Raw genomic sequence first — 23931 nt, 5'->3', positions numbered from 1 at the left:
TCATGATTTCCCTTCGTAATTTCGCCCTCCGCCGGGGCGAGCGCCTGCTGTTGTCCAACGTAGACCTCACCCTGCATGCCGGCTATCGCGTAGGCGTGGTGGGGCGTAATGGCGCAGGCAAATCCAGCCTGTTCGCCGCCGTGCGCGGTGAACTGGAAGCCGACAAGGGCGACGTGTCGCTGCCCGGCAAGATCCGCATCGCCGATGTGGCCCAGGAAACCCCGGCGCTGCCCGACCGCGCCATCGACTTCGTGCTCGGTGGTGACGACGTGGTCGCCGCCGTGCTGGCTGAAGAAGCCGCCGCCGCCGAGCGCGAGGATTGGGAAGCGGTCGCCAATGCGCACCAGAAGATGGCCGAGCTGGGTGCGTACGACGCCGAAGCCCGTGCCGGCAAGCTGCTGCACGGCCTGGGCTTCCCGGCCGAGACGCATGATCGCCCGGTGTCGGCGTTCTCCGGTGGCTGGCGCGCACGCTTGAACCTTGCCCGCGCACTGATGATGCCCAGCGACCTGCTGCTGCTCGACGAACCGACCAACCACCTGGATCTGGACGCGGTCTACTGGCTGGAGCAATGGCTGCTGAAGTATCCGGGCACCTTGCTGCTGATCTCGCATGACCGCGAGTTCCTCGACAACGTCGCCACCCACACCCTGCACCTGCACGGTGGCGGTGCCAAGCTCTATCCGGGCGGCTATACCGATTTCGAGCGCCAGCGTGCCGAGCACCTGCGCCAGCAGCAGATCGCGCACGAGAAGGAACAGGCCGAGCGCGCCCACCTGCAGAGCTTCATTGACCGCTTCAAGGCGCAGGCCAGCAAGGCCACCCAGGCGCAGAGCCGGATGAAGCGCCTGGCCAAGATGGCCGGCACCGAAGCGGTGCGCGCCGAGCGCGAGTTCCGCATCGAGTTCTCGCCGCCGGCCAAGCTGCCGTTCTCGCTGATCCGCCTCAACGACGTCACTGCCGGTTACGGCCCGGACGCGGTGATCCTGGACAACGTCGGCTTCGGCCTGGAAGCCGGCCAGCGCGTCGGCCTGCTCGGGCCGAACGGTGCGGGTAAAACCACGTTGGTGAAGTCACTGGTCGGTGACCTGCCGTTGCTCGGCGGTGACCGCATGGCCCATCCGGACCTGCAGATCGGTTACTTCGCCCAGCACACGGTGGAATCGCTGCACGCCGGCATGACGCCGATGGATCACTTCCGTGAGATCTCGCCGGACGGCGTCAACCAGTCGTTCCGCGACTTCCTCGGCAAGTGGAATTTCCCGGGCGACCGTGCGTTCGAGACCGTGGATGGTTTCTCCGGTGGCGAGCGTGCGCGTCTGGCGCTGGCGCTGATCGCCTGGCAGCAGCCCAATGTGTTGCTGCTCGACGAACCGACCAACCACCTTGACCTGGAAATGCGCGAAGCGCTGGCCGAAGCGCTGGCCTTGTTTGAAGGCGCCATCGTGATGGTGTCGCATGATCGCCACCTGATCGGCCTGGTCTGCGACACGTTCTGGCGCGTGGCCGATGGCGTGGTCGAGCCGTTTGCCGGTGACCTGGACGAATACGCGCAGTGGCTGCGTACGCGCGCCAGTGCGCAGGGTTCACGCAACAAGAGTGATCGCCAGGAAAAGCCAGCGGCCGCACCGGTTGCGCAGGTTGCCCCGGCCAAACCGGCTTCCAACAAGAAGCCGGTCAACCCGCACAAGCTGGAAGCGGCCGAGAACAAGGTCGAGCAGTTGGGTGCATCGCTGGCGGCGGTGGACGCGCAACTGGCGGATTCGGCCAACTACGCCGACGCGGCCAAAATGGCCAAGCTGGGCAGCGAGCGTGAAGTGCTGGCGCAGCAGCTGGAGCAGGCCGAGGCAGCGTGGATGGAAATGCTGGAGGACTGAGCGTTGTGGGCGCGGCACAAGCCGTGCAGTGATGCTGCTGTAGCGCCGAGCCATGCTCGGCTGGGGTTTTATCGGTGATGCCCCTTGCCGAGCATGGCTCGGCACTACAGGTGGTGCGCTTGCCGAGCATGGCTCGGCACTACAGGTGATGCCCCTTGCCGAGCATGGCTCGGCACTACAGGTCCAATCCTTCCTGTGCCAGCAACCATAGGCGGAAGCGCCGTAGCGGTTCGCGCTCCTGCCGCGAGCGCAGCCGCGTCAGCCAATAGCGTCCCAGCGACAGGGTCGGCGCGAACGGCTGCAGCAGCCGCCCTTCGGCCAAGTCCTGCTCGAACATGCGCAGCGGCAATAATGCCACCCCTGCACCTGCCGCCGCCGCGCTGGCCAGGGTCAGTGAGGAATCAAATACCGCCCCGCGCGCCTCCACGCCACTGACCCCGGCCAGTTGCAGCCAGCGGGGCCACTCGTCATTGCGGTAGGAACGCAGCAACGCCACGTTGCCAAGATCACGCGGCTGCCGCAGCTTGCGCGCCACCGCTGGTGCGCACAGCGGTGCGAACAAGGTATCGACAATGGCGGTGCAGTCCTGGCCCTGCCAGTCGCCATCACCGAAACGGATGGCCAGATCCAGTCCTTCGCCGGCCAGGTCGATGCGGTTGTTGTGGGTCTGCACGCGCAACTCGATATCCGGATGGGCGGCCTCGAAACCGGGTAGGCGCGGCAACAGCCAACCGGTGGCAAAGGTGCCGACCACGCCCACCGTCAGCACCTCGCGGAAGCGGCCGCCGGTGAAGCGGTCCAGCGCGATCGCCATGCGGTCGAAACTCTCCGTCAGCACCGGATACAGCGCCGCGCCTTCATCGGTGAGGGCAACACCGCGCGGCAGCCGATGGAACAGGCTGACCTGCAGGCGGTCCTCCAGGCCGCGGATCTGGTGGCTCAGCGCGGCTTGGCTGACACACAGTTCCAGCGCCGCGCGGGTGAAGTTCAGGTGCCGGGCTGCGGCCTCGAAGGCACGCAGGGCATTGAGCGGCAGTTGCGGGCGGATCATGCGCAGTCATGATGAAAGTTGATGGTCGCCGGCATTATTTCCCTTATCGGGCGGAAATTGCGGCTTCAGGCACAAGAAAAACTAATGTCTCCCGCTGATTCTTTGCGTTGGTCTGGGCCCTTCGTGATCGGCAAGATCGGCGGAACCACCTTTCTGGAGAGTCGCCATGCTTGCCCGCCGCCAGTTTCTCGCCCTCGGTTCCGCTGCCTTGGCCACGGCCTTGTTGCCGACGGCGCTGGCCCGCAACGCCGCGCCGCCAGCGACCGGCAGCGTAGTCAGCAATGCCGACTTTGCCGCGCTGGAGCAGCGCAGCGGTGGCCGTCTGGGTATCTGCCTGTGGAACCCGGCGACCGGCGAGCGCCATGGCCACCGCATGGATGAGCGCTTCCCGATGTGCAGCACCGTCAAGTTCCCGCTGGCAGCGGCCATCCTGCAGCGCGCCGAGACCGGCCAGTTGTCGCTGGACCAGCGCGTGCCGGTGCGGGCGAGCGACATCCTTGACCATTCGCCGTTCACTGAGCGCCACGTGGGCAAGGACATGACCGTGCGCGACCTGTGCCGGGCCACGATGATCGTCAGCGACAATGCCGCAGCCAACCTGCTGCTGCCGCTGCTCGGCGGGCCGGCCGGGCTCACTGCCTTCCTGCGTGCACACGGCGACCACATCACCGTGAGCGCGCGCAACGAGCCCGAACTCAACCGCTATGCCGAGGGCGATCCGCGCGACACCACCAGCCCGGCGGCGATGGCCGGCAATCTGCAGCGTTTCGTGCTCGGCGATGTGCTGGGCGCGGCCGCGCGCCAGCAGCTGGCCGATTGGCTGATCGACAACCAGACCGGCGATGCGCGCCTGCGTGCCGGCCTGCCGCAGGGCTGGCGGGTGGGTGACAAGACCGGCAGCAATGGCAGCGACACCACCAATGACATCGCGGTGTTGTGGCCCCTGCAAGGCGGGACGCCGTGGCTGCTGGTGAGCTACCTGCAGGGTTCTGCACTGGATGATGACGGCCGCAATGGCATCCTGCGCGGCGTGGGGGAGCTTGCCAGTGCCCGGCTGCGCTGACCGATAGCCGTCGGCGCAGGCTGGCCGGTGTCGCCTTTGCACAACCGGTCCAGAGGAAACAGGTGTCATGAGCAAGGAACTGATCTATCTGCTGCTGATCTTCGCGTTGCTGGTCATCCCGCGCGCGTTGCAGCGCTTCAACCTGCCGGCGCCGCTGACCTGCCTGGTGTTTGGCATCGGCGCGATGCTATGGCTGGGCGACGGCTCGCATGATCCGGTCGTCAGCCTGCTGGCCACGCTGGGCATCTCTTCCTTGTTCCTGTTCGCCGGTCTGGAAGTGGATGTGGCCGACCTGCGCAAGGGGATGTGGCCGCTGCTGGCGCATCTGCTGATCCGCAGTGGCACCTTGGCCGGGGTGGCGTGGCTGGCCTGGCATTACGCTGGCCTGCCATGGCAGGCGGCTGCGCTGCTGGCGCTGGCCCTGCTGACGCCGTCGACCGGCTTCATCATGGATTCGCTGTCGCAGCTGGGGCTGGATGATGCCGAGCGCTTCTGGGTCAGCAGCAAGGCCATTGCCGGTGAACTGCTGGCGCTGGCGGCCTTGTTCGTGGTGCTGCAGGCGGGCGATCCGGTGCATATGGCGCTGTCGAGCATGGCCTTGCTGGCGATGATGGTGGGGCTGCCGCTGTTGTTCGTGGCGCTTGGTCGTTGGGTGGCACCGCATGCGCCGGGTTCGGAGTTCTCCTTGTTGGTGATGGTCGGCATGCTGGCGGCGTACATCACCTATGGCCTGGGTGTGTATTACCTGGTGGGTGCGTTCATCGCCGGCCTGGTGGCGCGGTTGCTGCAGCAGCGCATGCCAACCTTGGCCTCGCACGAAAACCTGCATGCGCTGCGTCTGTTTGCTTCGTTCTTCGTGCCGTTCTATTTCTTCAACGCCGGTACCAAGGTGCCGGCCGAGGCCTTGAGTTTCGAGGCCTTGGGCCTGGGCCTGGTGATCACCCTGGTGGTGCTGCCGTTGCGCATCGCGGTGATCTGGCTGCAGCGACGGGTGTTGTTCGGGGAAAGTTTCCGCACCAGCCTGCGGGTTGCGCTGGCGCTGTCACCTACACTGATCTTCACCCTGGTGCTGGCGGCGATCATGCGCGAACGGTTTGCGATCTCGCCGGTGCTGTTTGGTGCCTTGCTGTTGTATGCGGCGCTGACCACGCTGCTGCCATCGTTGGTATTCCGCCGGCCGATGGACGTGGACCCGCTGAGCAAGGAAGACGCCCAGCCCATCGACGAGCAGGTCGTAAGAGAAGGTGGAGATGCTGCTGCACCGGCAACGGATGCGAGCTCCGGCTCTGATTCTTACGAACCACAGCGCTGAGCGCCGCTTATCATCCTCACAACCGGCACGACCTCGCAGCGAGGCGGGCGTGTGGCAAAGGGGATGTGCGTGGATCGGGAAAGCTGGCAGCAGGTGCGCGAGTTGTTTGATGCGGTGTGTGAGCTGGAGCCGTCGCGATGGCGGACCGAGCTTGCGCGATTGAGTGCCGATCCCCAGGTCATCGCCGAAACCCTGGAACTTCTGCAGGCGCAGACCTGCGATCTGGGGCGTGCGCGTGACCCGATCGAAAAAATGTTTGCCGCCGCCGTTCCTTCGGAGTTGAGTGAAGGCGATGTCATCGGCCCGTGGCGGCTATGTCAACGATTGGCCAGTGGCGGCATGGGTATCGTGTTCCGCGCCGAACGTGCGGACGGACTGTACGCACAGGACGTGGCGATCAAGGTCCTGCAGGGGCAGCCAGGCGCACGGGTGGCCGAACGCCTGGCCGCCGAGCGGCGCATTCTTGCCAGCCTGCAGCATCCGAACATCGCGCGCCTGTACGACGGTGGCACGACCCCGGGCGGGCAACCGTATCTGGTAATGGAGTACGTGCCTGGCGAACCGCTGGATGTGTACTGCACACGGCGGCAGCTGGATCTTCGCCAGCGTTTGCAGCTGTTCCTGCAGGTATGCAACGCCGTGCAGGCCGCGCATGCGCGACTGGTACTGCATTGCGACCTGAAGCCTTCCAATATCCTGGTGCGCGAGGATGGTGAGCCGGTATTGCTGGACTTCGGCGTGTCGCGGCTGCTGGGCGATGAAGGCGGCGACGCGGGTGCGCAGTTCTTCACTGCGGCGTATGCCGCTCCTGAGCTGCAGTCGGGGCGTGAGGTGGGGGTGAGCAGCGATGTCTTCAGCCTGGCTGCGGTGTTGAGCGAACTGCTGGCAGGCAAGGGCGGCAGGCGCGGCGCAAGCGACCACCAGGCTGCGGTGGCTGCGCCCAGTGGGCTGGCCAAGGCCGATTGTCGCTGGGCGCGCGCTCTGCGCGGCGACCTGGATGCGATCGTGGTGCGTGCCGGTGCCTTGTCGCCTGGGCAGCGCTATCCATCGGTGGAAGCCCTGGCCGCCGACGTGCGCAGTTACCTGCAGCATCGGCCGGTACAGGCACGTAATGGCAGCCGGTTCTATCGCGGTGGACGCTGGCTGCGCCGCAATTGGAAAGGGGCAGGGCTGTTGCTGCTGGCACTGCTGTTTGCCGCCTGGTTCGTGTGGCGGCTGGCAGCCGAACGCGCCGCTGCCGAGCGTGAAGCCAAGGTCGCCGAGCAGGTCAGCGGCTTCCTGGTGGAAATGTTCCAGGCGGCTGATCCGCGCGAGAAAGGCGTACGCGGCGGCGAGAACATCAGCGCCCGCGAGGTGCTGGATCGGGCTGCCTCGCGCATCGACAAGGAGCTGGATGCATCGGCCGAAGTGCAGGCACGCCTGAAGGGTGTAATTGGCTTGGCATATCGCAATGCCGGTGATCTGCGCCGTGCCGATCCGATGATGCTGCAGGCGGCTGAAGCGCTGGCGGCGGCAGGCGGAGAAAGGAACCTGGACGAAGCTGCGCGTCTGTTCAACCTGTTGGCGGGAACGTATGCCAACAATCGCAACGGCACGGAGGGCGCGGCGATGGCGCGGCGCGCGCTGGCGCTGCTGGGCAAGCAGCCCGCGGACAGTTTCCGCGTTGCCCAGTCCTACAATTCACTGGGCCTGTCGCTGTTGTCGGAGCAGCGCTATGACGATGCCGAACACGCGTTCAAACAGGCGCTGCTGCGGCATCAGGCCGGCAAACGCGAGCAGTACATCGGCGTGACCCTGGACAACCTGGGCATGACGTATCGGCGCAAGGGTGACCTGGTTGCATCGGCGGCGGCATTCGACCAGTCCACGCCCTTGTTCCTGCGCATTCTCGGCGAATCGTCCTACGACTATTGGGCCAGCAATACCGAACGTGCGTTGATGGTGATGGATCGGGGTGACCTGGATGAGGCCATCGCCACCTTCGAAGCCAACCTGGCGCGCGCACCCGCCATCTTCGGGGAGCGCAGTGTCTATGTGGTCAGCGAGAACAACCGGCTGGCGCAGGCGCTGATACGCAAAGGCGAACTGGAACGCGCGCGGCCGCATGTTGAAACCGCACTGCGGTTGTCGGCGCAGGTGCTGGGCAAGGACAGCTACAACTATTCGGTGGTCACCGAAACTGCCGCACTGCTTGCGCAGGCGCAGGGCGACATGCCCGCCGCTGAGTCCGCCTATCGGCAGGCGCTGGCAATACGTGCCGCGGCGATCGGCAGGGATCACCCGGATAGCCTGGACCTGGAGTTCCAGCTCGGTCTGCTGTTGGCCCGCCAGGGTGACGATGCGGGCGATGCCATGCTGCAGCGGGCGCGTGACCTGTGGCTGCCGCGTATTCCCGCCGGCAGCGCCAACGCCATTCGCCTGCAGCAGGGCTGGGCCGAATGGCTGATCAGCAAACAGCGGCTGGATGCGGCGGCACAGGTGCTGGATAGCGTGCAGTCCCTGCTGTCGGGCAGTCCCTATGCAGCGGTGCACCAACAGGTATTGCGCGCGCGTTTGGCCGAACGACGTGGCAAGGGCGAGGAGGCTGTGCGCTACTGGCAGGCCGCCGTAGCGGCCGCCGAGCCTTTGTATGGCAGGCAATCGGCGGTAACCACGCAATGGCGAAATGCATTGCAGGCAGCCCAACACGCAACCCACGGCGGTGCCGCGTTGCCTTGAGCTGGCAGCTGGGCGAGGATCGGGGCATGAAAACCTCATCGTTCCCGAATCTGATCCGCGCGCTGGCCATGGCCGGCATGGTCGTCCTTCCCGCTTCGGTGCTTGCTGCCAGCAACGCCCCGTCAGCAACGGCGGCAGCCACCCCAGCCGACCAGTTCCTTGCCGAGCTGGCGCAGTACTGCGGGCAGGCTTTTGCCGGGCGCATCATCGCCAATCACCCGCAATCCGCTACGCCGGATCCGTTCGATGGCAAAACCCTGGTGATGCATGTACGTGGCTGCGACAGTCCGCAACAGGAGCTGCGGGTGCCGTTCCATGTGGGGACGGACCATTCGCGGACCTGGGTGATCACCCGGACCGATCGCGGCCTGCGCCTGAAGCACGATCACCGCCACGCCGACGGCAGCCCGGACGCAGTGACGATGTACGGCGGCGACACTGCGCAGGCCGGTAGTGCCGAGCGGCAGGAGTTTCCGGTGGATGCGGCATCGGTGGCGATGTTCACCGCACATGGCATGACCGCCTCCCTGCGCAATACCTGGGCGATGGAGCTGGTGCCGGGCAAGCGCTTTGTCTACGAACTTGCGCGCCCGGATGGACGTCTGTTCCAGGTCGAGTTCGACCTGGGCACGCCGGTGCAATTGCCGCCCGCGCCATGGGGCAGCGAAGCCTGAAATGCGGAGGGCGCCGTTGCCGGCGCCCTCCAAACCGCTTGCGTTGAGGTTCAGCGCCCGCCGAAACGGGCGCGGCAACCACCGTTCACCCAGATGCTGTTGCCGTTGTAGCCCCAGTTGCGGCCTTCGACGCAGCGGGTATCGGAGACCTGCTGGATGATCACCGGACGTCCCTGGCGGCGGTCCCAGGCACAGGTGTTCAGGCGGTTGCTGTTGCTATGGCAATCGACGAAGTAATCGTTGCCGCCCCAGCCGCCACCATTGCCCCAGCCGCCACCGCGACCTTCGGCGAACTCGGCGCGGCAGCCGCCATTGACCCAGACAGTGCCATTGTTGCTGCCCCAGTTGCGGCCTTCCACGCAGCGCGTGTCGGAGATCTGCCGCACGAGTACCGCGCTGCGCCAGCCGGTGTTGCAGACCACATGGCGGTTGCTGTTGCTGTCGCAGCGGATGGTGCGGTTGCCGTTCCAGCCGCCCTGGCCATTGCCGTTGCCGGGACCGCCGCCCCAGCCGCCGCGGCCTTCGGCGAATTCGGCACGGCAGCCGCCATTGACCCAGACACTACCGTTGTTGCTGCCCCAGTTGCGGCCTTCCACGCAGCGGGTATCGGAGATCTGGCGGACCAGCACCGCGCTGCGCCAACCGGTATTGCAGACCTGTTGGCGGTTGCTGTTGCTGTCGCAGCGGATGGTTCGGTTGCCATTCCAGCCGCCCTGGCCATTGCCGTTGCCGGGGCCGCCGCCCCAGCCGCCACGGCCTTCGGCGAATTCGGCGCGGCAGCCGCCATTGACCCAGACGCTGCCGTTGTTGCTGCCCCAGTTGCGGCCTTCCACGCAGCGTGTATCGGAAACCTGGCGGACCAGCACCGCGCTGCGCCAACCGGTATTGCAGACCTGTTGGCGGTTGCTGTTGCTGTCGCAGCGGATGGTGCCGTTGTGCGCACCGGGGAAGGCCGTTTGGGCCGGGGCCGGGGAGGGGCTCAACGCCAGTGCCAGCAGGGTCGCCAGGCCGGCGAGCAGGAGGGGTCGGTTCATGGCGGCTTCCCTGTTCAGGTTGGGTGGCCGAACTATAGGCGCAGTCCCACTTAAGGCCGCGTGACTGATGGGCGGATTTGCTCCAGCCCGCGCTCAGCGCCAAAATACGGGGCTACCCGGCACCGTTTCGTACCGGGCCCCCTGCGGAGCTTTCCATGCGTACCCATTTCTGCGGCCTGGTCGATGAGACCCTGATCGGCCAAACCGTGACCCTCGCCGGCTGGACCGACGTTGCCCGTAACCTCGGCGGCGTCTGCTTCATCGATCTGCGCGACCACGAAGGCATCGTCCAGGTCACCGTCGAGCCCGACAACGCCGAGGTCTTTGCCGTTGCCGCCAGCCTGGGTTACGAGGACGTGCTGCAGGTGGAAGGCGTGGTGCGTGCCCGCCATGCGGTCAATGACAAGATCCGCAGCGGCAAGGTGGAAGTGATCGCCACCCGCATCACCATCCTCAACAAGGCTGCACCGCTGCCGTTCCACGCGCACGAGAACCCGGGCGAAGACACCCGCCTGAAGTACCGTTACCTGGATCTGCGCCGCCCGGAGATGCAGCGCATGCAGCGCACCCGCATCAAGCTGGTGCAGGCCCTGCGCCGTCACCTGGACGAGCGCGGCTTCCAGGACATCGAAACCCCGATCCTGACCAAGGCCACCCCGGAAGGCGCCCGCGACTTCCTGGTGCCGGCGCGCATGCACCCGGGTGAGTTCTACGCGCTGCCGCAGAGCCCGCAGCTGTTCAAGCAGATCCTGATGGTGGCCGGCTTTGACCGCTACTACCAGGTCGCACGTTGCTTCCGCGACGAGGCCCTGCGTGCCGACCGCCAGCTGGAGTTCACCCAGCTGGACATGGAGTTCGCCTTCGTCCGCGAGCGCGACATCCAGGATTTCGTCGAGAACATGATCCGCGCCATCTTCAAGGAAGTGGTGGACGTTGACCTGGCCGCACAGTTCCCGCGCATGACCTGGGCCGAGGCGATGCGTCGCTACGGCTCGGACAAGCCGGACCTGCGCATCGCGCTGGAACTGGTGGACGTGGCCGAGCTGGTCAAGACCAGCGAGTTCCCGGTGTTCACTGCCGCGGCCAATGACGCCGACGGCCGCGTGGCCGCACTGCGCATCCCGGGCGGCGCCAGCCTCAGCCGCAAGCAGATCGACGAATACGCCGCCCACGCCGCCAAGTACGGCGCCAAGGGCCTGGCCTACATCAAGATCGCCGACAACGGCGAGGTCAGCTCGCCGATCCAGAAGTTCTTCGGCGAAGACGCCTTTGCCGCGCTGCTCAAGCACATTGGTGCCGGCAATGGCGACATCGTGTTCTTCGGTGCCGGTGGCTACAACAAGGTTTCCGACTTCATGGGCGCGCTGCGCCTGAAGGCCGGCAAGGACTTCGGCCTGGTCGCCAACACCTGGGCACCGCTGTGGGTCACCGACTTCCCGATGTTCGAATGGGACGAGGAAGAGCAGCGCTACGTGGCCCTGCACCATCCCTTCACCGCACCGGCGGTGGACGACGTCGCCGAGCTGCGCGCGCACGCCAAGACCGCGGTATCGCGTGGTTATGACATGGTGCTCAACGGCAACGAGATCGGTGGTGGCTCCATCCGTATCCACCGTCCGGAAATGCAGAGCGCGGTGTTCGAGCTGCTCGGCATTGGTGCCGAAGAGGCGCGCGCCAAGTTCGGCTTCCTGCTGGATGCACTGAACTACGGCGCACCGCCGCACGGCGGCATCGCCTTCGGCATCGACCGCATCGCCGCGCTGATGGCCGGCACCGAGTCGATCCGCGACGTGATTCCGTTCCCGAAGACCACTGGCGCGCAGTGCCTGATGACCGATGCGCCGTCGCCGATCGCCGATGCGCAGCTGGCTGAAGTGCACGTGCAGGTGCGTCCGCGCGCCGACAAGGCCTGAGCCTTGGTTGCAGCCGCCAGCATCCGCCGTGCCACGCCCGAGGATGCCGGCGTGCTGTGCGCACTGGCCGAACGTACTTTTGTCGAGACGTTCGGTCATCTGTACCCGCCGCAGGACCTGGCCGATTACCTGGCCACGGCCTATCCGGTCGAACTGCAGCGGCAACAGCTGCAGTCCGGCGATTACGCGGCGTGGTTGCTGGAAGCGGACGGCGAGGCCATCGGCTTCGCCTTTGCCGGCCCCTGTGGCTTGCCGCATGCGGATGCAGCGGCTGGCGACGGTGAATTGAAACGTCTGTACGTGCTGCGCCAGCATCAAGGTGGCGGTCAGGGGGGGCAGCTGTTCGCGGCGGCCCTGCAGTGGCTGCAGACCCCGGGGCGTACATTGTGGATTGGCGTGTGGTCGGAGAACTTCGGCGCGCAGCGTTTCTATGCACGGCATGGCTTCGAGCACGTAGGGGCCTATGAATTCCCGGTCGGCAGCGTGCGCGACAATGAGTTCATCCTGCGGCGGCTTGCTGGCTGATTGACGCTCGGCAACGCCGATTCCAGGCATTGCCGGGAGGGCGCCTTGCCGAGCATGGCTCGGCACTACAGTTGTATGCGTGCATTTGCGGGAGCGGCGTGAGCCGCGAAGCTGGTAATCCAGCAACGTGCCGATAACCTCCCTGCATGCATCAAAGTGTGCGCTGCATCGCTGTGGGTATGTTTGGCTGCTGCGTCTAGACAGGAAAGGGAGTGGTTTGCGTGCTCATACGTGCGCAGTCCTCTGAGTATCGGACCTGGTAGCTGAGCCTTGTTGCTGCGGCCACGGTGCGGATTGTCTGGGCGTTGGTATGGACGGCAAGACTGGCGTTGATGCAGTTGCCGGCAAGGCGAAGCAAGCATGAGAAAGCATTTTGACGAGGCGCAGGTGATCGGCTTCCTGCGCGAGCTTGATGCCGGTCAGACCCTGCAGGAGCTCTGCAGGAAGCACGGCTTCAGTGATGCGTCGCGTGTGCAGTTGCAGCGCATCTGCGCTGGTCGGCGCGCGCCTTCCTCAAGCCACCTGCGGCGGCTGCAGGCGGAGAACCAACGGCTCAAGGATTTGTTGCACCTGCAGGTGCTGGAGCGCGAGCGGATCAGGCAGGCATTGCTGCATCCATTGTGAGGTGACATCGTGCGCCGCAGGCTTCCTACGGCGCACGGTGATCAGCGGCTGAGCTCGGTCTCGCCTGCGGCGTTGGTATGTGCCGAAACCTTGTGCAGGGCGTTCAAGGCTTCAACGAAGCCAGTGCTGTCATTGCTGCGGAACACCCCGGATACACGCAGTTCGCCCAGCGCCGCATCCTTGACCCGCAACGGGCTGCCACCATAGCGATTGAACTCGTCCACCGCCGCCCGCAATGGCAGGTCTTCAAACACCAGTTGGCCGTTGATCCATGCCGGTGCGCTGCCGCCTTGGAAGTTCTGTACTTGTGGCGTCTTGCCGGTGGTCATGTGCGCGCGCTGCCCGGGAGTGAGCGTGGCCACGGCTGCGGCGCTGCCGTCGGCAGCGCGTAGCTGTACCTTGCCTTCGAACAGGGTTACATCGAGGCCATTGTCCAGACGATAGACCTCGAACTGGGTGCCGACGGCGCGTACGCTGCCCTGCGCGGTATCCACGGTCAGCGGACGCGCGCGGTCCGCCGCCACCTTGAAGAACGCGCGGCCCTGGTCCAGCACGATGCGACGTTGTCGTGCGCTGTAGCGCACACGCAGCGTGGTGCCGGTGTCGAGCGCCACTTCGGTGCCATCCTCAAGGGTGATGTTGCGCTGCTCGCCGACTGCGCTGGCAACGCGCAGCTCGCTGGTCGGCGCGGGGGCGAACAGCCGCCAGCCGATGACAACGGCAGTCAATGCTGCCGCGCAGGCCGCCAGCCAGCGCATGCGCCGCGGTCGGCGTTGCGGCGGCTGGCGGGCGGGTTGCGTCGCTGGTGCCGGAAGCGACGCCAGGCGCTGCTCCACTTCGGGCGTGGCGGCGAAGCCGCCCAGCATCATCCACATGCGCTCGAGCCGGTCGTAGGCAAGCCGGTGGGCGGGGGCGGCATCCAGCCAGGCCTGATGCCGGGCCTGTTCCTCCTCGCTCACCTCATCGGCGTGCAGGCGTGCGAACCAGCTCGCTGCCTGGGTGCCGATCGGGTCCGCATCTTCGACGACGTCCAGCCTGGTATCTTTCATGGTTGCTCCAGCCGCGTGCCGAAGTGGAGCAGGGCACGCATCATTTGTTTTTCGACGGCACTGACACTGATTCCCAACTGGCTGGCAATCGCGCCATAGGTCAGGCCCTCGTAACGATGCAACAGGAAAACCTGCTGGCAACGCGGGGGCAGGTCATCCAGTACCTTGAGGAAGGCCTGCAGGCGTTCGCGGTCCTGGTAGACGCGTTCGCCACATACCGATTCGGTCGGCCAGCCCTCGGTGTTCTCGTCGATGGGTACATGTTGGCCCACATGGCGGGTACGGTCGCGTCGATAACGATCGCGCAGCAGATTGCCGGCAATTGTCATCAGATAGGCTTCGACGTTGTTGACCTTGTCCGCCTGGGGATCGCGCATCATCCGCACCAGGGTCTCCTGGGTGAGATCTTCGGCGTCTTCAACCGAACCCAGATGATTCCTGAAGTAACGCATCAGGCGGGGGCGGTACTGTTGCGCCATGACACCTGCGTCCCGGACGGTGTCGGGTGGTTGGACAGGCGGAAGGGCGGCGGTCATTGGCTGGCGTTGACAGTCTGGAGCGACACGCGCAGCTTGAGCCAGTGCCAGTAATTCTGCCAGATGAGGGATTCGGTCGATGCTGCGTCTGTACACGGGTGTCGGCTGGACGGCGGCACGCTTGTCACTGGAGGGCGGATGATTGCCAGCGCGGACAGCGGACAACGGCAGGTACAGCGAGGTCGACCCGATGTGCTGCGCCGCTGGTTGCTGTGCCTGATTCTGTTGGCTGCCCCCGCCTGGGCACGAGACGATGCAGCTGCGCGCTATTACAGCCTGCCGGCGCAACCCATGCAGCGGGCGCTGGCGCAGTTGGCGTCCAGCTCCGGGCTGCAGATACTGATGGCCCCGCAGATGTTGGCCGGCAAGGTGGCGCCGGCTTTGAGCGGGCGCTATCGCCCGCTACAGGCCCTGCAGGAACTGCTTGCCGGCAGCGGTCTGAGCTATCGGCTGACCGGCAGCGGGGTGGTGACCATTGTCCCGGCAGTGGCAGCGGATGCCGTCAGGCCGATTGCCGCGACCCCGCCGCTGACAATGCCGGCCGTGGCCAGTTCGCTTGCCACGCTGCAGGTTACCGGTTCGCGGATCGCACGCAGCAGCGTTGAAGGCCCCGCGCCGGTAACTGTCATCACCGCCGAACAGATGCGGCGTGAGGGCCATTTCAGCTTGAGCGAGGCGCTGGCAATGAACGGCACGAGCACCTACGGTGCCGAATCACAGGGCGCAGGTGGGCGCTTTTCGGCCAACGCACAGCCCTTGAACCTGCGTGGGCTGGGGCCGGGACGGTCACTGATCCTGGTGGACGGCCGACGGGTGCCGGATTACCCGTTTCCTTCGAATGGCCGTAGCAATTTCCAGAGTCTTGGCAGCATTCCCCTGGCCAGCGTGGAGCGGGTGGAGCTGATGACGGGCGGCGCCTCGGCCATCTATGGCGCAGATGCGATTGCCGGGGTGGTCAACATCGTGCTCAAGCAGGCGCATGTTGGTTCGCAGGCCACGCTACGTACCGGCACCAGCAGCCTGGGAGGCGGTGACCATGTTGACCTGCAATGGTTCAGCGGCCACGGTGGCGATGATTGGGGGCTGAGCTACGCCCTGCAGTTTTCCAGTGCCGAGTTGCTGCGGGGTTCACAGCGGAACCTGCAACCTCCGCGCAACGGTGATGCTGCCAACCCGTTCCAGCCCGCTCTCGGACTGGGCTTCGTTCAGGCAGCCGGGGCTGCCAAGGGCACGCTGGTGCCGGTGCCGGATACTGTCTGCGAACGCTGGAAGGGTGAGTTCGTGGACTGGGACTTTGCCGCAGCGTCCAGTCCCGGACCGGCCCTGCGGGGACATGGCTGTGGTAGCTGGCGCAACGCCGGCTACGCGTCGCTGCGGGATGGCGTGCAGGTGCTGTCGGGACAGATGCGCGCGCACTGGAGGGTGTCGACACGCACGCAGGCGTGGGCGGCGTTGCAGGTATGGGATGCGCGCAGCGAACTGGCCAGCGGCCTGGAGCTGATCAGCGGGCCATTTTCCGCCAGTACCGGCAGCGTCGGCGAGGTTTACGATCCGCGGTTTGGATACGTCGCCCCGCAGCGACTGCTGACCCCGCAGGAAACCGGTGGCCTGGACGCGATGAACGATCGCTATGGCGAGCGGATGTGGGACCTGGCCCTGGGGCTGCAAGGGCAGTACGGCCAGCGGCTGGATTGGAGCCTGGTGGGTGGGCGTTCGGACTATCGCGTACAGCGCGACCGACGACGCCTGCTGGGCGAAGCCGTCAACGCCTTCTTCTTTGGCGAGCCGATGGGCATGACCGATGATGGCGTCATCATCCAGCCGCTGGACCTGCAGCATTGGTACCGCCCGATCACGCCCGCCGAATATTCAGCCATGTCCGGCAAGGTGCATTACGACGCGCTGACCCGGGTGGAGGGAGTGTCCTATGTCGTGTCCGGTGGCGTCGCTGACCTTCCCGCTGGCGCGCTGGACATGGCAGTGGTGCTGGAAGCCAGCCGCCAGCGCTATCGGCTGCGGAACACGCCCTCGCTGCTGCCGTTGCAGATGGAAACCTACAACCTTACCGGTAGCGTGGGTGAGGGCGTGCGTGATCGTTACGCGGTTGGGGCCGAGCTGGGGATGCCGCTGACCGCGACCATCAGGGCCAGCGCCGCGGGTCGCATGGATCGCTATGACGATGCCACCGCCGCCGCCACCGCCCGCACCTGGAGTGCGGGGCTGGAGTGGCGGCCGCTGCGCCGCGTGCTGCTGCGGGCCAGCCATGCCACCAGTTTCAAGATGCCGGACATGCACTGGGTCTTCACCGATGGTGGCGGCAGCTATGGGACGGCGATCGATGCACGGCGTTGCATCGTGGCGGGGGCTGCTCCTGATTGCAGCGGCTATGAGTCGGCGTTCCTGACGCGGACCTATCGGAATCCGGAACTGGACGCGGAGACCGGCACATCAACAACCGCAGGCCTGGTCTGGGATGCCAGTGATGCGCTGTCGATCAGCGTGGACTACTGGGATGTCAGCAACCAGGGCGGCATCGGCCGGATCTCACCGGCGTTGTTGCTGCGAGACGAAGCCGAATGCGCCACCGGCCTGCGCCTGGACGGGAGCCCGAGTCCGCTGGATCTGCGCTCCTGGGAGTGCCGCAGGGCACGCCAGCGGGTCGTGCGTAGCGGTGCCCAGGGAGAGGGGCGCGTTGTCATGGTCGAATCGACCGCCGCCAACCAGTCCGAGCAACGTGTCCGCGGCATCGACACGGTGTTGGACTGGCGATTCGGCAGCAGCATCGGCGACTTCAACCTGCATGCCGCGTGGTCGCGCACCTTGCGCGGCGAACGTCGTGTGCGTGCACCGGGTACCTTGCATGAACAATGGCGTGAGGCGCAGTGGACGTCGGCGGAAAACCCGGCTTTCCGCAGCTACCTGCGCAGTACGCTGGGTTGGCAGGGGCAGGGGGGGTGGTCGGTCAATGTGTCCGGCACCCGCCAGGGTCGCTTGCCGCGCGTTGATGGACAGGGAAGCATAAAGCCGCTGCTGTTGTGGAACGCGAATGTTGCAAGACAGATCAGCCCGCGCACGGCCGTGACCTTGTTCATCAACAATCTCTTCGACACGGCACCGCCGCGGGACAGCAGCAACGATGCGTTTCCCTACTACTACGACGCGGTCTACAGCGCGGTGGGGCGGCAACTGGCGGTACAGCTGGATTACAACTTCGACTAAAGACCGTGTCGTTGCCCGTTGTGGTGGACAAGGGCGATGACGGACACTGCGCGCATGTCATGGCAGAACTCCCCGCGTCCCCGTGTGCTGATCCTGCACGGCATCTGGAACACCCGCTCCTGGCTGTTGCCGCTGGCCTGGCGGTTGCGCACACACGGTTTCGCGGTGGATACGTTTGGTTATGCCAGCGTGTTTGGGGGCCCCGAACGGGCGGTGCCGCAGTTGGTGCAGCGCCTGCGCGCGCGCGGACCGGTGTCGGTGGTCGGGCACAGCCTTGGAGGCCTGGTTGCATTGGAGGCATTGCGGCAGGCACCGGGCCTGGACGTGCCACGGGTGGTCTGCCTGGGCTCGCCGCTATGCGGCAGTGGCACGGCCCGTTCCATGGCCGAGCACGGCTGGCTGGCGGCGTTGGGGCGCAGTGGCGACCTGCTGTTGCACGGGCTGCCGGATTGGCAGGGGCAGGCCGAGGTCGGCCTGATCGCCGGCTCGGTGGCGCACGGCCTGGGCGCAATGATGGGTGCGCTGGAAGGCGAATCCGATGGCACCGTGGGCCTGGCCGAGACCCGTCTGCCAGGGCTGGCCGACCACTGCGTGGTGCCGGTCAGCCATAGCGGGCTGGTGCTGTCGCCGGAGGTGGCCACGCTGACCGCCGGTTTCCTGCGCCAGGGGCGTTTCCCCGCAGTTGCCGCCGCAACCGGCGGATGACGGGGCTGGGGCAGGGGATCAGGTAGAATTACCGTCCTGTTCCTGACAGATGTACGGTATTCCCATGGGTCGAGGTCCTTCCATCGAAGGCCGCAAAAACGCGAATGACGCGAAGCGCGGCAAGATTTTCACCAAAATCATCCGGGAGATCAGCGTTGCTGCCCGCGGTGGCGGAGGCGACCCAAACAACAACCCGCGCCTGCGCGTGGCGATGGACAAGGGCCTGGCCGCGAACATGACCAAGGACGTCATCGAGCGCGCGATCAAGAAGGCCACCGGTGAGCTGGAAGGCGTCGAGTACGAAGAGGTGCGCTACGAGGGCTATGCCCCGGGCGGCATCGCCGTGATAGTCGACTGCCTGACCGACAACCGCGTGCGCACCGTGGCCGACGTCCGCCATGCCTTCAGCAAGTGCGGCGGCAACATGGGCACCGAAGGCTCGGTGTCGTTCATGTTCAAGCGGCTGGGCGTGCTGAGCTTCGCGCCGGGCGCGGACGAGGAGGCCATCACCGAGGCGGCGATCGAGGCTGGTGCCGACGATATCGCGGTCTATCCGGACGATGGTTCGATCGATGTGATCACCGCGCCGGAGGCGTTCCAGTCGGTCAAGGATGCGATGATCGCCGCCAAGCTGGTGCCGGATCACAGTGAGATCACCTTCCGTGCCGACAACGACGTTGCCGTCGATGCCGATACCGCCGTGCAGGTGAAGAAGCTGCTGGACATGCTCGAAGACCTGGACGATGTGCAGGACGTGTATTCCAACGTCGACCAGGCAGGCCTGGAGCGGGTCTGACGACCCGCCCGGTCCCACCGGGTGAGACGGCGTCCGGCCATGCTGGGCGCCGTTTTTTACTGATAGAGGCAGCATGACCCGCATCCTTGGCATTGACCCGGGTTCGCAACGCACCGGTGTCGGCATCATCGACATCGACGCCAACGGCCGCGCCCGCCATGTCCATCACGCACCGCTGGTGCTGCTGGGTGCGGCGGATTTCCCGCAGCGCTTGCGCTTGCTGGCGCACGGGCTGCATGCCTTGATCGAGGAGTTCCAGCCGCAGGAAGTGGCGATCGAGAAGGTGTTCATGGCCAAGAACGCCGACTCGGCATTGAAGCTGGGCCAGGCGCGCGGCGCCGCGGTGTGTGCGGTGGTGATGCGCGACCTGCCGGTCAGCGAATATGCCGCCACCGAGATCAAGCTGGCCGTGGTTGGCCGCGGCGGCGCGGAAAAGCAGCAGGTGCAGCATATGGTGGGTTTGATGCTGAACCTGCAGGGCAAATTACAGGCAGACGCCGCCGATGCACTGGCGGTGGCCATCACCCATGCGCATGTCCGCGCCACGGCCAACCGGCTGGGAGTGGATGTGCGCCAGGCTTGGAGTCGTAAATGAGGTATTTCGCATGATCGGTCGCCTGCGCGGCATCCTCGCCTACAAGGCCCCGCCGTGGCTGGTGATTGACGTCAATGGCGTCGGTTATGAGCTGGAGGCGCCTATGAGCACCTTCTATGACCTGCCCGATGTCGGTCGCGAGGTGATCCTGTTCACCCATTACGCACAGAAGGAAGACAGCGTCTCGCTGTACGGCTTCCTGCGCGAGGGCGAGCGCCGGCTGTTCCGCGACGTGCAGAAGGTGTCGGGTATCGGTGCCAAGATCGCGCTGGCGGTGCTGTCCGGGGCCAGCGTCGACGAGTTCGCGCGGCTGATCCAGACCGGCGATGTCACCGCGCTGACCCGCATTCCGGGTATAGGCAAGAAGACCGCCGAGCGTATGGTGGTCGAACTGCGTGACCGCGCAGCCAACTTTACCGGCGGCGGCGCCCCCATTGCCGGCCAGCTGGGCGCCGATGCGGTGTCCGAGGCGACGGTGGCATTGCAGCAACTGGGCTATAAACCGGCAGAGGCCGCCAAGATGGCGCGCGATGCCGGTGCCGAGGGCGATGATGTCGCCACGGTCATCCGCAAGGCGCTGCAGGCAGCGCTGCGTTAACTTCCTCGGCAACATGACGCCAACCTGAGATCGCCATGTCCCACGCTTCTTCCACGTCTGAATCTTCTACTCAAGGCCATGGCCACGGCGGTGCTGCCGGTGGTCTGGCGCTGGTCGTCGGCGCCATCGGCGTGGTGTTCGGCGATATCGGCACCAGCCCGCTGTACACCCTGAAGGAAGCGTTCTCGCCGCATTACGGGCTCAACAGTGACCACGACACCGTGCTGGGCGTGCTGTCGCTGGCGTTCTGGGCCTTGAACATGGTGGTCACGCTCAAGTACGTGACCATCATCATGCGCGCCGACAACGATGGCGAAGGCGGCATCATGGCCTTGATGGCGCTGGCCCAGCGCACCCTGCGGAACGGGTCGCGCTCGGCGTATGTGGTGGGCATCCTCGGTATTTTCGGTGCCTCGCTGTTCTTCGGCGATGGCGTGATTACCCCGGCTATTTCCGTGCTCGGTGCCGTAGAGGGCCTGGAGGTCGCCGCGCCGGGCCTCAGTCATTTCGTGGTGCCTATCACCCTGGTGGTGCTGGCGGCGGTGTTCGCCGCGCAGCGCTTTGGTACCGAGAAAGTGGGCAAGGTGTTCGGGCCGGTGATGACCATCTGGTTCCTGTCGCTGGCCGCCATCGGCATCTGGAACGTGATCGCCGCGCCGGAAGTGCTGAAGGCCTTCAACCCGCTGTGGGCGGCACGCTTCTTCATGGAACATGGCTGGCACGGCGTCTTCATCCTCGGTGCGGTGGTGCTGGCGGTGACCGGCGGCGAGGCGCTTTACGCGGACATGGGCCACTTCGGTGCGCCGCCGATCCGTCATGCCTGGTATTTCTTCGTGCTGCCGTGCCTGGTGCTCAACTACCTCGGGCAGGGGGCGCTGGTGCTGCAGCGGCCCGACGCGGTGGCCAATCCGTTCTTCGAGGCGGTGCCACAGTGGGCGTTGATCCCGATGATCCTGCTGGCGACGGCGGCAGCGGTGATCGCCAGCCAGTCGGTGATCACCGGTGCGTTCTCGGTCTCGCGCCAGGCCATGCAGCTGGGTTACATCCCGCGCATGCGCATCCTGCATACCTCGCACGACACCATCGGCCAGATCTATATCCCCGGCATCAACTGGGGCCTGGCGGTGATGGTGTTCGGGCTGGTGCTGGCCTTCCGCAGCTCGAGCAACCTGGCGGTGGCCTACGGCATCTCGGTGTCGGGCACGATGCTGATCGACACCTTGCTGCTGGCGCTGGTGGCGCGTGTGCTGTGGCCGCGTGCGCGCCACGCCATCATTGCCCTGTGCGTGGTGTTCCTGGTGATCGACCTGGGCTTCGTGATCGCCAACGGCGCCAAGCTGCTGCAGGGCGCCTGGTTCCCGCTGGTGCTTGGCCTGGTGCTGTTCACGATGATGCGCACCTGGCGCCGTGGTCGTGAGCTGCTGCGTGACGAGATCCGCAAGGACGGTATTCGTCTGGACACGTTCCTGCCGGGCCTGATGCTGGCGCCGCCAGTGCGGGTGCCGGGTACGGCGGTGTTCCTGACCGCCGACCCAAGCGTGGTGCCACATGCGCTGATGCACAACCTCAAGCACAACAAGGTGCTGCACGAGCGCAACGTGTTCCTGCACGTGGAAACGCTGCCCATGCCATACGCGGCCGAAGGCCAGCGCCTGCGCATCGATTCGGTCGGCGATGAGTTCTACCGCGTCCATGTGCGCTATGGCTTCATGGAAACCCCGGATATCCCGCTCGCACTGATGCGCTCCTGCGACCATGGCGGCATCTATTTCGACCCGATGGATACCACCTTCTTCGCCAGCCGCGAGACCATCGTGGCCAGCGCCAACCGTGGCATGCCGATCTGGCGCGACAAGCTGTTCGCCTTCATGCATCGCAACGCGGCGCCTGCCACCGGCTTCTTCCGGATCCCCGGTAACCGCCTTGTCGAGCTGGGGGCGCAGGTGGAAATCTGAAGGGCAGTAGTGAGTGAAGAGGAGTGAGCAGCGAGAAAGGGCTGAAGCACGCCCTTTCTGTTGCCGCTGGGTTGTCGCGCAGGTTGGCGACAACGCCTTGGAAAGCATGGGCAGACCATTGCAGCCCGCTTTCTCTTGCTTCTCACTCCTCTTCACTCACTTCTCGTCTCTCCCTCCCAAACAAACTCCTATTTCCGTATGGCTGGACGTAACATAGTCGGATGACTGACGACCGCATCATCGGCGCCGGCGCCACCCGTGAGGATGACGCCGCCGACGCCAGCATCCGCCCGCGCAGCCTGACCGACTACCTCGGCCAGGCCCCGGTGCGCGAGCAGATGGATATCTACATCCAGGCCGCCAAGGCCCGTCGCGAGGCGTTGGACCATGTGCTGATCTTCGGCCCGCCCGGGCTGGGCAAGACCACGCTGAGCCACGTGATCGCCAACGAGCTGGGCGTGGCGCTGCGCGTCACCTCGGGCCCGGTGATCGAAAAAGCCGGCGATCTGGCCGCGCTGCTGACCAACCTGCAGCCGCATGACGTGTTGTTCATCGATGAAATCCACCGTCTTTCGCCGGTGGTCGAGGAAGTGCTGTACCCGGCGATGGAGGATTTCCAGATCGACATCATGATCGGCGACGGCCCGGCCGCGCGCTCGATCAAGCTCGATCTGCCACCGTTCACCCTGATTGGCGCCACCACCCGCGCCGGCCTGCTGACCGCGCCGCTGCGCGACCGCTTCGGCATCGTGCAGCGGCTCGAGTTCTATTCGGCCGAGGAGCTGACCCGCATCGTGCGGCGTTCGGCAGGCATCCTTGGCATTGATTGCAGCGCCGAAGGTGCCGGCGAGATCGCCCGCCGTTCGCGCGGCACCCCGCGTATCGCCAACCGCCTGCTGCGACGCGTGCGTGACTATGCCCAGGTCAAGGCCGGTGGGCATATCGACCAGACGGTGGCGCAGGCGGCGATGCAGATGCTCAAGGTCGATCCGGAAGGCTTCGATGAGCTGGACCGGCGCATGCTGCGGACCCTGGTGGAGTACTTCGATGGCGGCCCGGTCGGGGTCGAATCGATGGCCGCGGCGCTTTCCGAGGAGCGCGGCACCCTGGAAGACGTGGTCGAGCCGTTCCTGATCCAGCAGGGCTTCCTGGTGCGTACCGCCCGCGGGCGCATGGCCACCAGCAAGGCCTACCGCCATCTGGGCCTCAAACCCAAGGCGGCACCGGCGCCTGTGGACCTGTTCGCGGAGCAACGCGATGACGAATGAGTCTCGGTTCAGTTGGCCGACACGCATTTACTGGGAAGATACCGACGCTGGCGGCGTGGTGTACCACGCCCGCTACGTGGCCTTCATGGAGAGGGCAAGGACCGAATGGATGCGCGCCCTCGGCTATGGTCAGGAAGCCATGCGTTGCGGTGACGGCCAGGTATTCGTGGTCCGTGCCATAAGCCTGGATTTCCTGAAGCCGGCCAAGCTGGACGATGCGCTGACCACCACGGTGGAACTGCTGCAATGCCGGCGGGCCAGCCTGCTGATGGCGCAGGCGGTGATGCGCGATGACCAGGTGCTGGCGACGGCGCAGGTCCGCCTTGCCGCCGTCGGTGCCCGCGACTTCCGTCCGCAGGCGCTCGATGACACGCTTTACGCAGTATTGAAACCCCTTCAAACACAACCCGCTTAAGCAA

General features: G+C 65.7%; 20 protein-coding genes. 16 read left to right on the top strand and 4 right to left on the bottom strand.

Annotated elements, in window-relative coordinates; genetic code table 11:
• Window positions 1–2: 2 nt before the first annotated feature.
• Window positions 3–1877, top strand: a complete 1875-nt coding sequence (locus tag RT131_RS18680; protein ID WP_313174387.1) for an ATP-binding cassette domain-containing protein — start codon at window positions 3–5, stop codon at window positions 1875–1877.
• A gap of 175 nt (window positions 1878–2052) precedes the next feature.
• Here the strand turns inward: RT131_RS18680 and RT131_RS18675 are convergent, their stop codons facing one another.
• Entirely contained in the window at window positions 2053–2928 is an 876-nt protein-coding gene (locus RT131_RS18675) for a LysR family transcriptional regulator (RefSeq protein ID WP_313174386.1), read from the bottom strand.
• Window positions 2929–3094: 166 nt separating this feature from the next.
• Here RT131_RS18675 and bla point away from each other — a divergent pair, with 166 nt between their 5' ends.
• The 4 genes from bla to RT131_RS18655 all read left to right on the top strand — a co-directional run bounded on the left by bla (window position 3095) and on the right by RT131_RS18655 (window position 8695).
• Window positions 3095–3991, top strand: a complete 897-nt coding sequence (bla, locus tag RT131_RS18670) for a class A beta-lactamase (protein WP_313174384.1) — start codon at window positions 3095–3097, stop codon at window positions 3989–3991.
• A gap of 67 nt (window positions 3992–4058) precedes the next feature.
• Window positions 4059–5303 carry a cation:proton antiporter gene (locus tag RT131_RS18665; protein WP_313174382.1) on the top strand — a complete coding sequence of 415 codons (1245 nt, stop codon included), beginning with the start codon at window positions 4059–4061 and terminating at the stop codon, window positions 5301–5303.
• Window positions 5304–5372: 69 nt separating this feature from the next.
• Window positions 5373–8021 carry a serine/threonine-protein kinase gene (locus RT131_RS18660; protein ID WP_313174380.1) on the top strand — a complete coding sequence of 883 codons (2649 nt, stop codon included), beginning with the start codon at window positions 5373–5375 and terminating at the stop codon, window positions 8019–8021.
• Between the two features lie 77 nt (window positions 8022–8098).
• The gene (locus RT131_RS18655) at window positions 8099–8695 is read left to right on the top strand and encodes a hypothetical protein (protein WP_313174400.1); all 597 of its coding nucleotides are present in this window, start codon (window positions 8099–8101) and stop codon (window positions 8693–8695) included.
• 50 nt (window positions 8696–8745) lie between these two features.
• On the opposite strand, the gene RT131_RS18650 is transcribed toward RT131_RS18655, so the two are convergent.
• On the bottom strand, window positions 8746–9729 hold the full coding sequence (locus tag RT131_RS18650) for a DUF3011 domain-containing protein (protein WP_313174378.1): 984 nt from the start codon (window positions 9727–9729) through the stop codon (window positions 8746–8748).
• 155 nt (window positions 9730–9884) lie between these two features.
• On the opposite strand from RT131_RS18650, the gene aspS reads away from it, so the two are divergent.
• The 3 genes from aspS (at window position 9885) to RT131_RS18635 (ending at window position 12791) form a co-directional block, all read left to right on the top strand.
• Window positions 9885–11642 (top strand): aspartate--tRNA ligase, encoded by a 1758-nt coding sequence (aspS, locus tag RT131_RS18645; protein ID WP_313174377.1) that lies wholly within the window; start codon window positions 9885–9887, stop codon window positions 11640–11642.
• 3 nt (window positions 11643–11645) lie between these two features.
• Window positions 11646–12167 carry a GNAT family N-acetyltransferase gene (locus RT131_RS18640; protein WP_313174376.1) on the top strand — a complete coding sequence of 174 codons (522 nt, stop codon included), beginning with the start codon at window positions 11646–11648 and terminating at the stop codon, window positions 12165–12167.
• A 360-nt stretch (window positions 12168–12527) separates the two neighbouring features.
• Window positions 12528–12791 carry a transposase gene (locus tag RT131_RS18635; protein WP_313174374.1) on the top strand — a complete coding sequence of 88 codons (264 nt, stop codon included), beginning with the start codon at window positions 12528–12530 and terminating at the stop codon, window positions 12789–12791.
• 41 nt (window positions 12792–12832) lie between these two features.
• On the opposite strand, the gene RT131_RS18630 is transcribed toward RT131_RS18635, so the two are convergent.
• A complete protein-coding gene (locus RT131_RS18630) occupies window positions 12833–13840 on the bottom strand; it encodes a FecR domain-containing protein (RefSeq protein ID WP_313174372.1) in 1008 nt (335 codons plus the stop codon).
• On the bottom strand, window positions 13837–14319 hold the full coding sequence (locus RT131_RS18625) for a sigma-70 family RNA polymerase sigma factor (protein WP_313174370.1): 483 nt from the start codon (window positions 14317–14319) through the stop codon (window positions 13837–13839). The genes RT131_RS18630 and RT131_RS18625 overlap by 4 nt, the downstream gene beginning before the upstream one ends.
• 195 nt (window positions 14320–14514) lie before the next feature.
• Here RT131_RS18625 and RT131_RS18620 point away from each other — a divergent pair, with 195 nt between their 5' ends.
• The 8 genes from RT131_RS18620 to ybgC all read left to right on the top strand — a co-directional run bounded on the left by RT131_RS18620 (window position 14515) and on the right by ybgC (window position 23927).
• Complete coding sequence (locus tag RT131_RS18620) at window positions 14515–17595, top strand: TonB-dependent receptor (RefSeq protein WP_313174369.1); 3081 nt, start codon at window positions 14515–14517, stop codon at window positions 17593–17595.
• 36 nt (window positions 17596–17631) lie between these two features.
• A complete protein-coding gene (locus RT131_RS18615) occupies window positions 17632–18300 on the top strand; it encodes an alpha/beta fold hydrolase (protein ID WP_313174367.1) in 669 nt (222 codons plus the stop codon).
• Between the two features lie 64 nt (window positions 18301–18364).
• Entirely contained in the window at window positions 18365–19096 is a 732-nt protein-coding gene (locus RT131_RS18610) for a YebC/PmpR family DNA-binding transcriptional regulator (protein ID WP_313174366.1), read from the top strand.
• A 73-nt stretch (window positions 19097–19169) separates the two neighbouring features.
• Window positions 19170–19691, top strand: a complete 522-nt coding sequence (ruvC, locus tag RT131_RS18605) for a crossover junction endodeoxyribonuclease RuvC (protein WP_282269162.1) — start codon at window positions 19170–19172, stop codon at window positions 19689–19691.
• Between the two features lie 10 nt (window positions 19692–19701).
• Window positions 19702–20289 carry a Holliday junction branch migration protein RuvA gene (gene ruvA, locus RT131_RS18600; protein WP_303747170.1) on the top strand — a complete coding sequence of 196 codons (588 nt, stop codon included), beginning with the start codon at window positions 19702–19704 and terminating at the stop codon, window positions 20287–20289.
• Window positions 20290–20324: 35 nt separating this feature from the next.
• Window positions 20325–22244, top strand: a complete 1920-nt coding sequence (locus tag RT131_RS18595) for a potassium transporter Kup (protein ID WP_313174362.1) — start codon at window positions 20325–20327, stop codon at window positions 22242–22244.
• 221 nt (window positions 22245–22465) lie between these two features.
• Window positions 22466–23512 (top strand): Holliday junction branch migration DNA helicase RuvB, encoded by a 1047-nt coding sequence (gene ruvB, locus RT131_RS18590; protein ID WP_313174360.1) that lies wholly within the window; start codon window positions 22466–22468, stop codon window positions 23510–23512.
• A complete protein-coding gene (gene ybgC, locus RT131_RS18585) occupies window positions 23502–23927 on the top strand; it encodes a tol-pal system-associated acyl-CoA thioesterase (RefSeq protein WP_313174358.1) in 426 nt (141 codons plus the stop codon). The genes ruvB and ybgC overlap by 11 nt, the downstream gene beginning before the upstream one ends.
• The last annotated feature ends 4 nt before the right edge of the window (window positions 23928–23931 follow it).

This window comes from Stenotrophomonas sp., from assembly GCF_032066555.1.
In the GTDB taxonomy this organism is placed as follows: Bacteria; Pseudomonadota; Gammaproteobacteria; order Xanthomonadales; family Xanthomonadaceae; genus Stenotrophomonas.
Note: the sequence above shows the minus strand (reverse complement) of the source record. Positions and strands in the feature narration are given on the sequence as shown.

Excerpts from the sequence above, each read along its gene's own strand:
- RT131_RS18625 (WP_313174370.1), bottom strand. The coding sequence starts at position 14,319 with ATGGCGCAACAGTACCGCCCCCGCCTGATGCGTTACTTCAGGAATCAT.
- RT131_RS18665 (WP_313174382.1), top strand. The coding sequence starts at position 4,059 with ATGAGCAAGGAACTGATCTATCTGCTGCTGATCTTCGCGTTGCTGGTC.
- RT131_RS18630 (WP_313174372.1), bottom strand. The coding sequence starts at position 13,840 with ATGAAAGATACCAGGCTGGACGTCGTCGAAGATGCGGACCCGATCGGC.
- ruvA (WP_303747170.1), top strand. The coding sequence starts at position 19,702 with ATGATCGGTCGCCTGCGCGGCATCCTCGCCTACAAGGCCCCGCCGTGG.
- RT131_RS18680 (WP_313174387.1), top strand. The coding sequence starts at position 3 with ATGATTTCCCTTCGTAATTTCGCCCTCCGCCGGGGCGAGCGCCTGCTG.
- aspS (WP_313174377.1), top strand. The coding sequence starts at position 9,885 with ATGCGTACCCATTTCTGCGGCCTGGTCGATGAGACCCTGATCGGCCAA.
- RT131_RS18610 (WP_313174366.1), top strand. The coding sequence starts at position 18,365 with ATGGGTCGAGGTCCTTCCATCGAAGGCCGCAAAAACGCGAATGACGCG.
- RT131_RS18655 (WP_313174400.1), top strand. The coding sequence starts at position 8,099 with ATGGTCGTCCTTCCCGCTTCGGTGCTTGCTGCCAGCAACGCCCCGTCA.
- RT131_RS18595 (WP_313174362.1), top strand. The coding sequence starts at position 20,325 with ATGTCCCACGCTTCTTCCACGTCTGAATCTTCTACTCAAGGCCATGGC.
- RT131_RS18675 (WP_313174386.1), bottom strand. The coding sequence starts at position 2,928 with ATGATCCGCCCGCAACTGCCGCTCAATGCCCTGCGTGCCTTCGAGGCC.
- RT131_RS18615 (WP_313174367.1), top strand. The coding sequence starts at position 17,632 with ATGACGGACACTGCGCGCATGTCATGGCAGAACTCCCCGCGTCCCCGT.
- bla (WP_313174384.1), top strand. The coding sequence starts at position 3,095 with ATGCTTGCCCGCCGCCAGTTTCTCGCCCTCGGTTCCGCTGCCTTGGCC.
- ruvC (WP_282269162.1), top strand. The coding sequence starts at position 19,170 with ATGACCCGCATCCTTGGCATTGACCCGGGTTCGCAACGCACCGGTGTC.
- RT131_RS18620 (WP_313174369.1), top strand. The coding sequence starts at position 14,515 with ATGATTGCCAGCGCGGACAGCGGACAACGGCAGGTACAGCGAGGTCGA.
- ruvB (WP_313174360.1), top strand. The coding sequence starts at position 22,466 with ATGACTGACGACCGCATCATCGGCGCCGGCGCCACCCGTGAGGATGAC.
- RT131_RS18650 (WP_313174378.1), bottom strand. The coding sequence starts at position 9,729 with ATGAACCGACCCCTCCTGCTCGCCGGCCTGGCGACCCTGCTGGCACTG.
- RT131_RS18635 (WP_313174374.1), top strand. The coding sequence starts at position 12,528 with ATGAGAAAGCATTTTGACGAGGCGCAGGTGATCGGCTTCCTGCGCGAG.
- ybgC (WP_313174358.1), top strand. The coding sequence starts at position 23,502 with ATGACGAATGAGTCTCGGTTCAGTTGGCCGACACGCATTTACTGGGAA.